This is a genomic window from Rahnella sp. PAMC25559 (assembly GCF_050632365.1).
Lineage (GTDB): Bacteria > Pseudomonadota > Gammaproteobacteria > Enterobacterales > Enterobacteriaceae > Rahnella > Rahnella rivi.
Genome location: NZ_CP192543.1, coordinates 1183328 through 1198393, shown reverse-complemented (window position 1 = coordinate 1198393; position 15066 = coordinate 1183328). Strand labels below are relative to the sequence as shown.

Annotated in this window: 12 protein-coding genes; 3 read left to right on the top strand and 9 right to left on the bottom strand. The window is 53.9% G+C overall.

All coding sequences use genetic code 11. The features are described from left to right. Window positions 1-17: 17 nt before the first annotated feature. Window positions 18-3272, bottom strand: coding sequence for a DUF5107 domain-containing protein (locus ACQZQY_RS06870; RefSeq protein WP_431296822.1), 3255 nt, complete (start codon window positions 3270-3272; stop codon window positions 18-20). A 109-nt stretch (window positions 3273-3381) separates the two neighbouring features. On the opposite strand from ACQZQY_RS06870, the gene ACQZQY_RS06865 reads away from it, so the two are divergent. Together ACQZQY_RS06865 and zur are read left to right on the top strand one after the other, a co-directional pair. Next, a complete protein-coding gene (locus ACQZQY_RS06865) occupies window positions 3382-4569 on the top strand; it encodes an ROK family transcriptional regulator (protein WP_431296821.1) in 1188 nt (395 codons plus the stop codon). A 99-nt stretch (window positions 4570-4668) separates the two neighbouring features. After that, on the top strand, window positions 4669-5178 hold the full coding sequence (zur, locus tag ACQZQY_RS06860; protein ID WP_056776039.1) for a zinc uptake transcriptional repressor Zur: 510 nt from the start codon (window positions 4669-4671) through the stop codon (window positions 5176-5178). A 190-nt stretch (window positions 5179-5368) separates the two neighbouring features. On the opposite strand, the gene ACQZQY_RS06855 is transcribed toward zur, so the two are convergent. The 4 genes from ACQZQY_RS06855 to ACQZQY_RS06840 all read right to left on the bottom strand — a co-directional run bounded on the left by ACQZQY_RS06855 (window position 5369) and on the right by ACQZQY_RS06840 (window position 8496). Continuing rightward, window positions 5369-5578, bottom strand: a complete 210-nt coding sequence (locus ACQZQY_RS06855; protein WP_056776037.1) for a CsbD family protein — start codon at window positions 5576-5578, stop codon at window positions 5369-5371. A 191-nt stretch (window positions 5579-5769) separates the two neighbouring features. After that, window positions 5770-7134 (bottom strand): MATE family efflux transporter DinF, encoded by a 1365-nt coding sequence (gene dinF, locus ACQZQY_RS06850; protein WP_431296820.1) that lies wholly within the window; start codon window positions 7132-7134, stop codon window positions 5770-5772. 265 nt (window positions 7135-7399) lie between these two features. Beyond that, on the bottom strand, window positions 7400-8008 hold the full coding sequence (lexA, locus tag ACQZQY_RS06845) for a transcriptional repressor LexA (protein ID WP_056776034.1): 609 nt from the start codon (window positions 8006-8008) through the stop codon (window positions 7400-7402). 119 nt (window positions 8009-8127) lie between these two features. Further along, complete coding sequence (locus ACQZQY_RS06840) at window positions 8128-8496, bottom strand: diacylglycerol kinase (protein ID WP_056776031.1); 369 nt, start codon at window positions 8494-8496, stop codon at window positions 8128-8130. A gap of 140 nt (window positions 8497-8636) precedes the next feature. Between ACQZQY_RS06840 and plsB the strand changes: the two genes are divergently transcribed. Further along, entirely contained in the window at window positions 8637-11117 is a 2481-nt protein-coding gene (gene plsB / locus ACQZQY_RS06835; RefSeq protein ID WP_056776028.1) for a glycerol-3-phosphate 1-O-acyltransferase PlsB, read from the top strand. 95 nt (window positions 11118-11212) lie between these two features. Here the strand turns inward: plsB and ubiA are convergent, their stop codons facing one another. The 4 genes from ubiA to pgi form a co-directional block, all read right to left on the bottom strand. Then, window positions 11213-12079 carry a 4-hydroxybenzoate octaprenyltransferase gene (gene ubiA, locus ACQZQY_RS06830; protein WP_431297162.1) on the bottom strand — a complete coding sequence of 289 codons (867 nt, stop codon included), beginning with the start codon at window positions 12077-12079 and terminating at the stop codon, window positions 11213-11215. A gap of 41 nt (window positions 12080-12120) precedes the next feature. Then, the gene (ubiC, locus tag ACQZQY_RS06825) at window positions 12121-12660 is read right to left on the bottom strand and encodes a chorismate lyase (protein WP_056776024.1); all 540 of its coding nucleotides are present in this window, start codon (window positions 12658-12660) and stop codon (window positions 12121-12123) included. A gap of 90 nt (window positions 12661-12750) precedes the next feature. Next, the gene (gene psiE / locus ACQZQY_RS06820) at window positions 12751-13158 is read right to left on the bottom strand and encodes a phosphate-starvation-inducible protein PsiE (protein ID WP_056776022.1); all 408 of its coding nucleotides are present in this window, start codon (window positions 13156-13158) and stop codon (window positions 12751-12753) included. Between the two features lie 145 nt (window positions 13159-13303). After that, on the bottom strand, window positions 13304-14953 hold the full coding sequence (pgi, locus tag ACQZQY_RS06815; RefSeq protein ID WP_056776020.1) for a glucose-6-phosphate isomerase: 1650 nt from the start codon (window positions 14951-14953) through the stop codon (window positions 13304-13306). Window positions 14954-15066 lie beyond the last annotated feature (113 nt).

Sequence of the window (15066 nt, the reverse complement as noted above, 5' to 3'; positions counted from 1 at the left end):
TTTCTCTTCTCCTTCACTCAGCAATCCGGCAACTGCGAGAAGAGATGCGCTTTGCCACAGGCAGAATCCAGCGCGAAGATTTGCTGCAACACATCAGCAAAGGCTTCATCTTCCAGACCGCGCAGCGCCAGCGCTTTCACCAGAAGACAGTGAATGCGATGTTCTTTCTGGCGATCGCCGGTCAGCACCACTAAATCCGGCAATGACACCGCGAAGAAATCGGCGTGGACAGGCTGATCCGCCGCGCTTTCCGCCCATTCCAGCATTTGCCGGAAGACCTGACGGCTTTGCACCACATCGTTAAGTTTGCGCAGCGCCATGCCCTGATAGAACACATAATCCACCGGCTGATCATTGTAATAACGCCGCTCGCCAATCCCTTTTTCGCCCGCGGCGGCACGCTCAAACCATGCCTGCGCCTGTTTATGCTGCTGAAGTTTTTGCGCGCAAATGCCCAGCCAGAAGCAGATATCGTTATCCGTTTGCCCGACCAGCCGCCCTTCGCTGAGGTTTTGCGGGTATTCCAGCGCGGACAGTAAAAGCGCCTGTGCGGCAACCACATCTCCGCTGTTGAGATAATCAAACGCCAGCAACTGTTTGTTCAGCAGATACTGGCCGGTGATGCGCCCTTCACCGCCTTCCCAGGGATGAAATTTCCGGTCGGCCAGCAGCGCCCTTGCCGCCTGTAGCTGACCGCACTGGTGATATAAACTGAGCAGTTCAGCGGTCAGGTCGTCGCGCTGCGTGGCGACGGGCAGCACTTTCTCCAGCCGCGCCAGTCGGATTTGCGGCGCTACGCCGGTCAGACGATTAAGCAGATCAGATTCAAATAACAGCCGCGCATCCTGCGGCTGTAGCCGGCACGCCTCTTCCAGACAGCGGCGCGCTTCGGCGGCGTCCTGCTTCTGGTTCCACGCATCAATCCCCAGCCCGCGCCATGCATCCGCAAAGTCAGGTTCCAGTTCCAGACAACGCTGCCAGCAGGCCACTGCCGTTTGTGTATTGCCTTTGCTGTAATGGAAAGAGGCCAGCAAGTGCAGGGCAAAAGCGTCATCAGGGAAAGCCGCAAGCATACGCACTTCCGCCAGCCATTGCGGGAAACGGACATGCTGCGGAAAAGCCTTTCGCGCCGCCAGACACAATGCCTCGCGCCCTTCTTTTTGCAGGGAAGCCTGCAAAAAGAGCGGCAGTGTTTCCTGGCTGTTGAGGACGTTCAGCGCGTCGAGTGCCATCGCATCCAGCCCGCAACCGGTCAGCTGATCAGCAATATTCATGGCGTTTTCACCACGCTGCCCGGTGATATCCCGCAACTGCGCGGCTGATTGCGCATCACAAGAAAGGTGATAGCGCAGGAAGTGCAGCAGGTAATGCAGCGGATAGCGTTGTAAATGTTCTTCGATATAAGTCCGGGCGCCCTGATTCATCAGGCACAGCAAGGTGGCTTTCAGGCCAATCAGACCGTAATGGTTGGCCTGCGTCGCCAGCCCCTGCTCGCAGAAATTCAGTGCCTGCGGGTACTGCCCGCGGCGGGTGGCAATCCGCGCCAGGCCGAAGAAGCCCCCGGATTTGGCGTTCCCGCTCCAGACCGCGCGGTAATAACTGTCAAAAGCCGCGTCAACATCACCGGTTTGCTCAAGGGCATTCGCACGGACGAGGCTCGCCAGACCGCATTGCGGATTCTTATTCAGCCGGTGCGCCCGGCTCAGCGCCGCATCAGCAAACACCAGCGCCTGACTGAAATTCGCCTGATTGTAGCTGAGTGTGGCCAGCGCCAGATTGCAGCGGTAATCCAGTGGATCCAGTTCCACCCCGCGCCGGTAATAATTCACCGCTCCCTGGCTGGCGTGGTTGTATTGCTCAAGATGCTGGCCGATAAACCAGGCTTCGTCGGCAGAAGTGATGCCCTGCGCGGGCAATGGCGCGCTGGCAGGCGACGGTAACGGCGTTTCACTGGCCTGATGCTCCAGATAAGACAACAGTTCATGCCCCTGCTCATCGCGCAAACGCAGCCGCAGGCGTGACGGGAATTCCCCGCTCAGTTCGCCCTGAAGCACGTCGCCCGGCTGCAAAGTGATGTCCTTTTCCAGCAGAATTTGCGTGCCATCCTCAGAAGCAATCTCAATTCGCGCGGCAATTAACGGGCTGACGGCGTAAACGCCCCACGCCAGTGTTTGCCGGTGACGTTCCAGTTTGATCACCGCCTGCTCAGAGGCATTCTGCACCGTGCCAAGGTCGCTGTAAGGCAGGAAGTTTTGAACGAAACACTTCTCCTCGTAAGCATCCAGCCAGGTGAAATCCGGCTGATTGTCGGTGAATACGCCGGTCATCAGCTCGATGTAAGGCCCGTTGTTATCCGTCAGGTTGCGATCCCACGCGCGGCCGAAATCGCAGTTACCCCAGGTCCACTGCTTTTTGCCCGGCGACACGTGATGGTCGGCGATATGCAGCAATCCGCCCTGCTGCTCGTGGTCATACGCGCCGACGAAGTCATAGTCAGACTTATCGGCCATGTAGGACGTCGGGACAGGAATGTTTTTGTAGCGCGAGATATCGACGCCCGCCGAATAATCCACTTTGTAGTAGGTGCCGGTGGCGATCGGGAAGGAAGACACATCGCGTTTACCGTGGTCGAAAACGGCGGTGACATCGGGCGGAAATACGCTCTGATGGCCGTCTCCGCCGGTGACTGCCGGATTGGCCCACCACAGGAAATGGCGTGGCGTCGGGTTGCCGTTGTAAATTTTGGCACTGATTTCAAGCAGCGCTTTATCGGGAAAGAGGGTAAACCCTGTCATCACCTGCAAACCGCGCATCGGTTCCACTTCGCCCATCCAAACGGTTTGAGCGCCGTTATCGTGCGCCTGTACGGTGAAATCCACCGGCATAAAAGTGGTCGGACGGTGATGCTGCGGCCAGTTAAATTCGATACCGCCTGAAATCCACGGCCCGAGTAAGCCGACCAGCGCGGGTTTCACGACGTCGTTGTAGTAGACAAAATCACGCTGTTTGATTTTGTCCCAGGCGCGGTGAACACGGCCACCCAGTTCCGGTAACAGCATGATTTTTAGATAATCATTTTCCAGATATAGCGCCTGATAGGTTTTCATGACCTTTTCGCCGGTCAGCGTATCCGTCACGCCGTACGGATAGACCGCACCGGAAGAGCCCTGATAAACCCGGTGCGCCAGAAACATCGGGTGCGTGTCCTGCTTTCCTGTCAGCCAGGTCGGGAGTTCGACCGCTTCCTGCCAGACTTTTACTGCTGTGCTCATGATTCCCCCTCAGTACGCCAGTCTGAAATATCAATTCCGGGATTCTACGCAGCGTACCGGGGCGGGGAATTTGCTACGGTCACGCAATTCAGTAAACGGGGTTGAGTAAATGTCCGAGGTCGGGTTGAATAATCTGCGGCTGCGCCAGTTCAATAAACAGGTGCTGATGACGCTGCTGTACCGTGAGAAAAATGCCAGTAAATCCACGCTGGCCAGGCTTTCCCGTCTGTCGATCCCGGCGGTCAGCAAGATCCTCGACGATCTGCAACGTGACGGATTGATCATCCACAGTCCGGTGAATTTACACACGCGCGGGCTGGGTGGCGGCAGTTATCAGATAGCCACTGACGGCAGCGCTGTGCTGTGCCTGAATATCACGCCTTACCGCATCGAAAGTATTCTGGTCAGCAGGCTGGTTTTGCCGCTGAGTGGATATCAGATGACGGAAATTTCAGTCAAAACGCCGGATGCGCTGCTGGCACAAATCGAAGCCTGCTTTCATCAGTACCGGAAAAACTATCCCGGCCTGAAAATCCGGCTGGCGCTGGCTATCCACGGTCAGGTCAATCCGACCACCGGCGTGTCACAGCGGATGCCGCAGGCGCCCTGGACCGGTGAAATTGAGATTAAATATCTGCTGGAAGAAAAGCTGCAAACCGACATCCTGATGGATAACGATTGCATCATGCTGGCGCTGGCGGAGAAATGGCAACATACTAATAATCATCAGGATTTTTGCGTGATCAATGTCGATTACGGCATTGGTTCCTCTTTCGTAATCAACGACAAAATCTATCGCGGCAATCTGTTTGGCAGCGGACAGATTGGGCATACCATCATTGATCCTCACGGCGACCGCTGCGCCTGCGGGCGGTATGGTTGCCTCGAAACACTGGCGTCATTGTCGGCATTAAAGAAAAAAGCACGTCTGCTCGAGCCTGCGGACTCTTTCACCCGCACGCCCTCAACGCAGGAACTGATCGACCGCTATCATCAGGGCGAAAGCGCCATTTGCGAACAGGTGATGGAAGGCGCCCGCGCACTGGGATTGAGCCTGTATAACTTCCTCAACATTCTGAATATCAATCACATTTATCTTTATGGTCGCAGTTGCGGTTTTGGCGATGCCTGGCTGAAAACCGTCTGCGCACAAAGCGGCCTCAATCCTTTTGACCGTACCGATCATGTCAAAACTCAGGCAACGCATATTGCACCGGGCACGCTGAGCCGGGAGCAGCAAATTATGGGCATTGGCTATCTGTATGTGGAAAAGGCACTGGACGCGATGGCGGGCTGAACGGCGCATAATTCGTCGATTTGGCCGAAGCATGATAAAATCAATGATGGCCGCATGATGTGGCTTATCGACCCCCATCTGCGCTCAGAGAACGTTGCTATGACCCTGAATAATCCGGAAAAATTACTTTCACAAGCTGAAGAACTTTGCCAGCAGCGCAATGTTCGCCTTACCCCGCAGCGGCTGGAAGTACTGCGTCTGATGGCGCAACAACCCGGTGCGATCAGCGCCTATGATTTACTGGATCTGTTGCGTGTCAGCGAGCCACAGGCTAAACCGCCCACCGTTTACCGGGCGCTAGATTTCCTGCTGGAACAGGGCTTTATTCATCGGGTCGAGTCAGCCAACAGTTATGTGCTGTGCCACCATTTCGAAGAGCCGAGCCACACCTCTGCGCTGTTTATCTGCGATCGCTGCGGGCTGGTAACAGAAAAAACCACTGACGGCATCGAAGAACGCTTAGCGAAACTGGCACTGGATTCGGGTTTTGAACTGCGTCATTCCGTGGTCGAAGCGCATGGCTTGTGCGGCGACTGCAAGGTCGTTGAAACCTGCGAGAGCCACGATCACTGCGATCACGATCATTCAATTGTGGTGAAGAAACGCTGACGGGTCGGGTTTAAAGCGGAGTTTATAGCGGAAGTTAATTAGCGGGTGAAATGTTCGGGTGAAGGATGTTTTGCACAAATTTGTACAGTGAAGCAGTTGGGTACATCCGTGTACCCGTATCCTGAAGCGTTCCGGGTAGGAGCAGCTAAATCTCAGGATACGTCACTGACACGCGAGGGGGAGTCGCGCTTTACCAGTGATATTTGTTGCTTGATTCCCAATCTTTGAGCTCTTTTTCGGCCTGATCTTTCTGATAGCCGTAACGCTCCTGAATCTTCCCTACCAGCTGATCGCGTTTACCTTCAACGACAGTCAGGTCATCATCGGTCAGCTTGCCCCATTTTTCTTTTACTTTGCCTTTAAACTGCTTCCAGTTACCGTCGGCTTGGTCCTTATTCATAAAATATCTCCTGTTACCTTAGGGTTGTGGAGCTGCGGATTACCGCTGCAGCTCGGGCTTAACACTTTAAAGGTTAGTAGAGAATTTCGATTTATCCTGCCATCGGAGGGATAAAAACCATTATTAGGATTATTCCAAAGCACGATATAACGGCAACCCGCGATTACCCACCGTTTGAAAAGCCCGCTAATTCAGTGAACTGACGATGAAAACCAGCTGTCGCGCTGCCAGTAACGGTGCCATATCCAGCCCAATGCAATACCACGTAATCCGAGGAACACCGTCAGGGCCAGCCAAAGCGCGTGGTTACCCAATATCGGCAAAGTGAACAGCGTCAGCCCGTACCCCAGCGCGGCAACCGCCATACTGTTACGCATATCTCTTCCGCGCGTGGCGCCGATAAACATCCCGTCGAGCAGATAACACCACACCGCCACCAGTGGCAGAACAATCTGCCAGCCAAGATAACGATCGGCCAGCTGACGCAGCTCCGGTAACGACGTCAGCGCATTGATAATCTGTTCACCGGTCAGCGCGTATATCAGTGCAAATGCCAGAGCGACCAGTCCGGCCTGACGGCATGCGGCACGCCAGACATTGAGCAATTTTTCGCGATTGCGGGCACCAAATGCCTCACCTGAATGGGCTTCAATGGCGTAAGCAAAACCGTCGAGCGCAAAAGCGGTGAAGGTCAGAAGATTCATCAACACGGCATTGACCGCCACAATATGGCTGCCCAGACGCGCACCCAGAATGGTCAGTGAGGCAAAGCACAGTTGAAGAAGCAGTGAGCGCAGCATAATGTCGCGGTTAAGACTTAACAGCCGCCGCAGATCACCGCGCCAGGCAGAGGTTAACAGCGCAGGGCTGATGCCCCGGCGCTGCATCACGCGCCAGACCAAAAACAATCCGATAAACAGCGTGAAATATTCTGAGCAGGCCGTGGCCGTCGCGGCACCACGGACATTCCAGCCAAGCCCTATCACCAGCCAAAGATCCAACGCGATATTGAGCAGATTACCGGCAATCAGCAGCATTACCGGCCCGCGCACGTACTGGATACCAAGCAGCCAACCCAAAATCACCAGATTTGCCAGAGACGCAGGGGCGCTGTACCAGCGGATCTCCAGAAAAAGCCGCGCCTGTTCAAGCACAGACTGGCTACCGCCGACGATGTGAAAAGCGCCTTCCATCAGAGGATGGCGGAAAAGCAAGATCACCACACCGGCGAGCACGGCCAGCAGAAAAGGTTGTACGAACGCGCGGGCCAGCAACAGGTTATCTTGAGCACCAAGCGCCTGAGCGGTCATGCCGGTGGTACTCATGCGCAGAAAGAGCAGCATCATAAACAGGAAGGTGGTGATCATCGAACCGACCGCAACGCCGCCAAGATAGTCGGGGCTGTCGAGATGACCGATCACTGCCGTATCCACTAACCCCAGCAACGGCACGGTGATATTAGAAAAAATCATCGGTAGCGCGAGCATCCAGAGGGCTTTATCGGTCGGGCTCAAAAAGGTGTGTTTTAGCTTTTGCAGAAGGGAATGTTGTTGCATAGAGAATCTCATGCCGGAGGTTCGGGATATGCCTGTAAATGACATCGCCCCGAGAGGGGCGACGAGATGAAACGTTAAAGCTTAGCGGTATGTCAGAGGCGGCTCACGACCCGCAAATCAAAAACATGACCCTTTGGATCAACAGTTTGACCCAGTCATTCGAGTTTCATCAAGGCGGCAACTGAGCGAACGTCGGAAGCATACACAAGTATGTGACCGGGGTTCGCGAAGGCAGCCAACGCAGAGATAGCCCGAAGTACGAAGGTTAAATCCAGTCGCCGTTGCGAATGACGCCTACGGCCAACCCTTCAATACTGAAATTCTGCTCACGTAAATCCACCACGATAGGCTGGAACTCACTGTTTTCCGGCAATAACTGCACCACGCTGCCCTGTTTTTTCAGGCGTTTCACGGTGACTTCATCATCAATACGGGCTACGACAACCTGACCATTACGCACGTCCTGCGTTTTATGAACAGCCAGTAAATCGCCGTCGAGGATACCGATATCACGCATCGACATACCGCTGACACGCAGCAGGAAATCGGCGCTCGGCTTAAACATCGCCGGATCAACCTGATAATGCCCTTCGATATGTTGCTGAGCGAGCAGAGGTTCACCGGCGGCAACGCGGCCGATCAGCGGTAAACCTTCTTCTTCTTCCATCAGCAGACGAATACCGCGTGACGCGCCGGAAACAATCTCGATCACGCCTTTACGTGCCAGCGCTTTCAGATGTTCTTCCGCAGCATTCGGGGAACGGAACCCAAGACGAGCGGCAATCTCCGCGCGGGTTGGTGGCATACCCGTGGTGGAGATATGATCGCGAATCAGGTCATAGACCTCTTGTTGTCTGGTCGTTAAAGCTTTCATTCCGCCCCCTGGTTGTTTATACAGTCTAGCTGTGAGTATATACAGCTAAACGGGCAATGAAAACCTAAGATTGAATAAAAACAGTACATAAGCACGATTACTGGAAGACAGATTCCAAATCAGAACCATCGCGGCCAAAAGATGCTGACCCAGACAAAAATCGCCAATATGATGGTCAGCAGCACGGCAGCCGAGCCAATATCTTTTGCACGGCCAGAAAGAACGTGGAACTCAGGTCCGATGCGGTCAATCGCACATTCCACGGCGCTGTTGAGCAGTTCGACCACGCAAACCAGCACCACTGAGCCTATGAGTAAGATGCGTTCAATGCTGCTGACATCGAACCAGAAAGAGAGAAAAATTAACGGGATAGCAGCGCTGGCTTCCTGACGAAAGGCAGCTTCATTCTGCCACGCCGCTTTCAGCCCTTTCCATGAGTAACCGGCTGCTTTATAAATTCGGGTAAATCCAGTGACTTGGTTCGCCATTCTGTTACTGATCCTTGAGGGGTTGTCCTTCGGGTGTTTGATGCATTTTAGCGGTTTAATGGTATCTCATCACCACAGATCTCATTTGAGCTTTCTGGTATCCTTGCGGCGAAATGGCTAACAAGAGGCTTCACGTTTTTATGTCAGGTTGGCGTAGACTTTATTACACATTATTGAATTTACCGCTTTCGATGCTGGTAAAGAGCAAAGTCATACCTACAGATCCGGTTACCGAGTTGCACTTAGACCCGACGCGCCCGATCCTGTACGTATTACCTTATAACTCCAAAGCAGATTTGCTGACCCTGCGTGCGCAGTGTCTCGCCCAGAATTTGCCCGATCCCCTGATCCCGCTGGATATCGACGGAACGCTGCTGCCAAGCCACGTGTTTATCGCGGAAGGCCCGCGCGTGTTCTCGTATTACACGCCGAAGCAGGAATCCGTAAAGCTGTTCCATGACTATCTGGACCTGCACCGCAATAACCCGGAATTAGACATTCAGATGTTGCCGGTCTCGGTGATGTTCGGCCGGGCACCAGGCCGTGAAGGTCAGGACACGCCGCATCTGCGCGTGCTGAACGGGATCCAGAAATTCTTCGCCGTATTGTGGCTGGGCCGCGACAGCTTTGTCCGTTTCTCCAATACTGTTTCGTTGCGCTACATGGCGACCGAACACGGGACGGATAAAACCATCGCACAGAAACTGGCCCGCGTAGCGCGTATGCACTTCTCCCGTCTGCGTCTGGCGGCCGTCGGTCCTCGTCTTCCTGCCCGTCAGGATTTGTTCAATAAGCTGCTGGCCTCTAAAGCCATCGAAAAAGCGATTGAAGACGAAGCGCGCAGCAAGAAAATTTCTCACGAAAAAGCCCAGCAAAACGCTATCGCACTGATGGAAGAAATTGCCGCAAACTTCTCTTATGAAGCCGTGCGCCTTTCTGACCGCGTGCTGAGCTGGACGTGGAACCGCCTGTATAAGGGCATCAACGTCAACAATGCCGAGCGCGTCCGCCAGTTAGCGCAAGACGGACAGGAAATCGTGTATGTACCCTGCCACCGCAGTCACATGGATTACCTGCTGTTGTCTTACGTGCTTTATCACCAGGGGCTGGTGCCGCCGCACATTGCTGCCGGTATCAACCTGAATTTCTGGCCAGCCGGCCCGATTTTCCGACGTCTGGGCGCGTTCTTCATTCGCCGTACCTTTAAAGGCAACAAACTGTATTCGACCGTTTTCCGCGAATATCTGGGCGAACTGTTTAGCCGGGGTTACTCGGTGGAATACTTTGTCGAAGGGGGCCGTTCACGCACCGGACGCCTGCTGGAGCCAAAAACAGGTACGCTGGCAATGACCATTCAGGCCATGCTGCGCGGCGGTTCACGTCCGATTACGCTGGTGCCGATTTACATCGGTTACGAGCACGTGATGGAAGTGGGCACTTACGCCAAAGAGTTGCGCGGCGCGACGAAAGAAAAAGAGAGCCTGACCCAGATGCTCAATGGCCTGCGTAAACTGCGCAACCTCGGCCAGGGTTATGTGAACTTCGGCGAGCCGCTGCATCTGACCACTTATCTGAACCAGAACGTACCAACCTGGCGTGAAGCGATCGACCCTATCGAAGCGCAACGTCCGAGCTGGCTGACGCCAACGGTGCAGGATCTGGCTGAGCAGATTATGGTGCGTATCAACAATTCAGCGGCGGCTAACGCCATGAACCTGTGTTGTACTGCGCTGCTGGCATCGCGTCAGCGCTCACTGACCCGCGAACAGCTGACCGAACAGATCGACTGTTATCTGCAATTGCTGCGCAATGTGCCGTATAACGCGGATTCGACCGTGCCTGATCTGACCGCTAATCAGTTGCTCGATCACGCGCTGAACATGAACAAGTTCCAGGTCGAAAAAGATAACATTGGCGACATCATCGTTCTGCCGCGTGAACAGGCCGTGCTGATGACGTATTACCGCAACAACATCCATCATATGCTGGTGTTGCCGTCGCTGATTTCGAGCATTGTGATGCACCATCGTCAGGTTAGCCGCGCGGAATTACTGCGTCAGGTTGAGCTGATTTATCCGATGCTGAAAGCTGAACTGTTTATGCATTTCGACAAAGCCGAGCTGCCGCAGGTGCTGGATGTACTGACGCTTGAGCTGGCGCGTCAGCAGATTATTCATCTGGAAGATGATGAGTTATCGCTGAACCCGGCGCGTATCCGCACGCTGCAACTGCTGGCTGCCGGTGTGCGTGAAACGCTGCAACGTTATGCGATCACCTTCTCGCTGCTCACCACGAATCCAAGCATCAACCGTGGTGCGCTGGAAAAAGAGAGCCGGATTATGGCTCAGCGCCTGTCGGTGCTGCACGGCATCAATGCGCCTGAGTTCTTCGATAAAGCCGTCTTCTCGACGCTGGTCGGCACTCTGCGCGCAGAAGGCTATATCAGCGACAGCGGGGATGCGATTCAGGAACAAACGCGTGAGATTTACATCATGCTGAGTGACCTGATGACGCCGGATATCAAACTCACGATCGAGAGCGCCGGTATGCCTTCAGAGCTGCCACAGCCAACGGAACCTCCGGCTGAGCCTAAGATGGATGTGCGCGACACTGACCACTGATCGCCCGCAGTAACGCGATGAATGGCAGAAAACAAAACGCCCGGACTCTGTAAAAGTCCGGGCGTTTTTTTATGCGCGCTCTGCTGGCTGAATACTTAGAAAGTGAACGCCTGAAGGCTCATCAGAATACCGAGGAACAGCACCAGGCCCACGTAGTTATTCTGGCGGAAGGCCAGAAAACAGGCGTCACGCTCACGTTTTGCAATCAACTTTTGCTGATGGACAAACAGCGCAGCGGCCAGCAGCAGTGACCAGTAGAATGGCGCGCCAAGCTGTGAAAGATGCCCGACAATGGCCATCAGAACCAGCGTCGCCAGTTGCAGCAATCCGATAATCAGTGTGTCAAAACGACCAAACAGAATTGCCGTGGATTTCACACCGATCTTCACATCATCATCGCGATCAACCATCGCATATTGTGTGTCGTAGGCCACCGTCCAGCAGATATTCGCCAGGAATAATAACCAGCAGCTCAGCGGCAGCGTCTCACTGACGGCGGCGTACCCCATCGGGATCGCCCAGCCAAAAGCCGCACCCAATACAAACTGCGGTAAATGGCTGACACGCTTCATGAACGGATACACCCACGCCAGCGCCAGCCCGGCCAGTGATAACAATATCGTCATGCGGTTGAGCAGCAGAACCAGCAGGAAAGACACCAGCACCAGCCCGACAAACAACATTTTGGCCTGCGTACTGCTGATAGTCCCGCTCGGCAGCGGGCGGTTGGCAGTGCGTTTGACGTGGCCGTCGATTTTGCGATCGGCGTAATCATTCACCACACAGCCGGCGGCGCGCATGAAGAAGACCCCAAGCACAAACACCACGAGAATTTTAACCGAAGGCATGCCGCCACCGGCCAGCCACAGCGCCCACAACGTCGGCCACAGCAGCAACAGCGAACCGATGGGCTTATCAATACGCATCAGACGGCAATAATCACGCCAGGTACCCTGCGGCATACTTGCGGACACTCTCTGTTCTCCTTGTTGATTAGTTTGTGTCATGTCCCGCTCACTTTGCCCTCTGGGCGGTGAACCGGTGAATCTGGCAGGAAGATTTCCGTCAGCAGCAGCGGTTTATCAGAAAGGCGCAGACGCGAGCGGCGCGCCCACAGATCGCCCCGCTCACTCTGTAACTGCCCGAGATGAATGTAATCACGGGTCAGATTATTGCCGCTAAACAGGTAGCGACCAAGCGGCACTGTGCCGAGATCAACCAGCGCCAAATCCGGCCCGGTCAGTGTCTCTTCGGGGATCACGGTGCGTCCGAGTAACCACGGCTCGGCATCACCGAACAACACAATTTCCCGAACCCAGTAACGGGCGCTTTCCGGGAGTTGCTGCGCTTCACTTTCGCCAAGCTCTGCGCGGGTCACAAAACACTCATTTTGAGGTTTAACGGTGACAGTAACACCCTGTTTTTCAAAGCGACGGGTCATGGATCCCATTTCCATCAGCCAGTCAGCAACATCCGCAGGGACATCTGTCGGGTCGTTAAACCAGTGAATCGGGGGTTGTGCAGGGGAATGGGAATCAGACATCAACGGCTCCGTAATGGAGGTATTCATACCTCCAATGAATTATCTGCCTCGTATTCTAACGCATGAATGCGAGGCAGTAATCGCATCATTTTACTCGCGGCGCAGACGCTCACTGTTGGCCAGGAACAGCGTCACAACCAGAACCAAAATCGCGCAGGCGTAAACCAGCGTGTCATAAGGACTTTTGTGGTCAACAATAATCAGGCGGATAATTGCCGTGATGCCGATATAAATAAAATAGCGCAACGGGAAGTGATAGCCCGATGAAAAATACTTGATAATCAGCGCGATAAACTCGAAATAGAGGAAGTAAATGACAATCCCCTCTATCAGAAGATATGACGATGACTGATCGTTATTCACGAACAGTACCATTGCCAGATGATAGGTTTCGCGCCCGATAAAAATCATCAGGATCGCCGCCAGCCCTAATAAGAAAACGTTCAAAATTCGCTGCATGATGACCGATATCATCGTTGCACGTTTTGATCCTGCCATGTGATCTACATCCCACTTTTGTTATTAATACCCGCAGAATACCACAGAGTCCGCACAGTAAAAGCGGCATTAAAAAAGGGTCAGCCTGTTACGGCTAACCCTTTTATTTTGGCGGACTTTAGCGATTTACGACTTTGCTAAAGACTTATGCACGCCAGTTTTTGAAGCGGTTGATCAGACCATTCGTTGAACTGTCATGGCCGGTCACGTCTTTGTCGCCTTCCAGCTCTGGCAGAATACGGTTTGCCAGCTGTTTGCCCAGTTCTACGCCCCATTGGTCGAAGGTGTAGATGTTCAGGATAGCGCCCTGAGTAAAGATTTTGTGCTCGTACATCGCGATCAACGCACCCAGGCTGTATGGCGTGATTTCACGCAGCAGGATGGAGTTGGTCGGACGGTTACCTTCGAACACTTTAAATGGCGCGACGTGTTTAACGTCTTCCGGTTTTTTACCCTGGTCGGCGAATTCTTTCTCAACCACGTCCAGAGATTTACCGAATGCCAGCGCTTCTGTCTGAGCAAAGAAGTTAGACAGCAGTTTCGCGTGATGATCGCTCAGCGCGTTGTGGCTGACAGCCGGCGCGATGAAGTCACAAGGAATGATTTTGGTACCCTGGTGGATCAGCTGATAAAACGCATGCTGACCATTGGTACCCGGCTCACCCCAGATGATCGGGCCTGTCTGGTAATCTACCGGGTTGCCGTTACGGTCAACGAATTTACCGTTGGATTCCATGTTGCCTTGCTGGAAGTACGCCGCAAAACGGTGCATGTACTGATCGTATGGCAGGATGGCTTCGGTTTCAGTACCGTAGAAATCGTTGTACCAGATACCGATCAGCGCCAGCAGAACCGGCAGGTTTTTCTCTGCAGGGGTATTGGCGAAGTGGTTATCCATCGCGTGAGCACCGCTCAGCAGTTGTTCGAAGTTTTCGAAACCTACGGACAATGCGATAGACAGGCCGATTGCAGACCACAAAGAGTAACGGCCGCCGACCCAGTCCCAGAATTCGAACATGTTGTCGGTGTCGATACCAAACTCACCCACAGCTTTGCCGTTGGTAGACAGCGCCGCGAAGTGTTTCGCCACGTGTTTATCATCGCCTGCCGTTTTCAGGAACCAGTCACGCGCGCTGTGGGCGTTGGTCATGGTTTCTTGCGTGGTGAAGGTTTTTGACGCCACCAGGAACAGCGTGGTTTCCGGCGACAGGTCTTTCAGCGTTTCGGCGATGTGCGTGCCGTCAACGTTGGAGACGAAATGCATATTCAGATGGTTTTTGTAAGGACGCAGCGCTTCGGTCACCATGAACGGGCCGAGGTCAGAACCGCCGATACCGATGTTCACGATGTCAGTGATCGCTTTACCGGTATAGCCTTTCCAGTCGCCACCGATAACGCGCTCGGTGAAGCCTTTGATCTTCGCCAGCACGGCGTTCACTTCCGGCATGACATCTTTGCCATCGACCACAATCGGCGTGTTGCTGCGGTTACGCAGGGCAACGTGCAGAACAGCGCGGTCTTCGGTGCGGTTGATCTTCTCGCCAGAGAACATCGATTTGATTGCACCCTGAAGATCAGTCTCTTTGGCCAGGGCTTGCAGCTTATCCAGAGTTTCTGAAGTGATGCGGTTTTTAGAGAAATCGACCAACATCTGGTCTTCAAAAGTGGCAGAGAACTTCGAGAAACGATCACCATCTTCAGCAAACAGATGGCTAATCTGCACATCTTTCATCGTGTCGAAATGCTGCTGCAGGGCTTGCCAGGCAGCGGTCTGAGTTGGATTGATATTTTTCATAGCAATGCTCTTAGGCTGAGAATAAATATGAGGTAACTGTCCCGATTGTATCCTGAACTTCCCGAGATGAGATGCCTTTTCTTGCGATAGGCCAGATCTGTGGATTCACAATG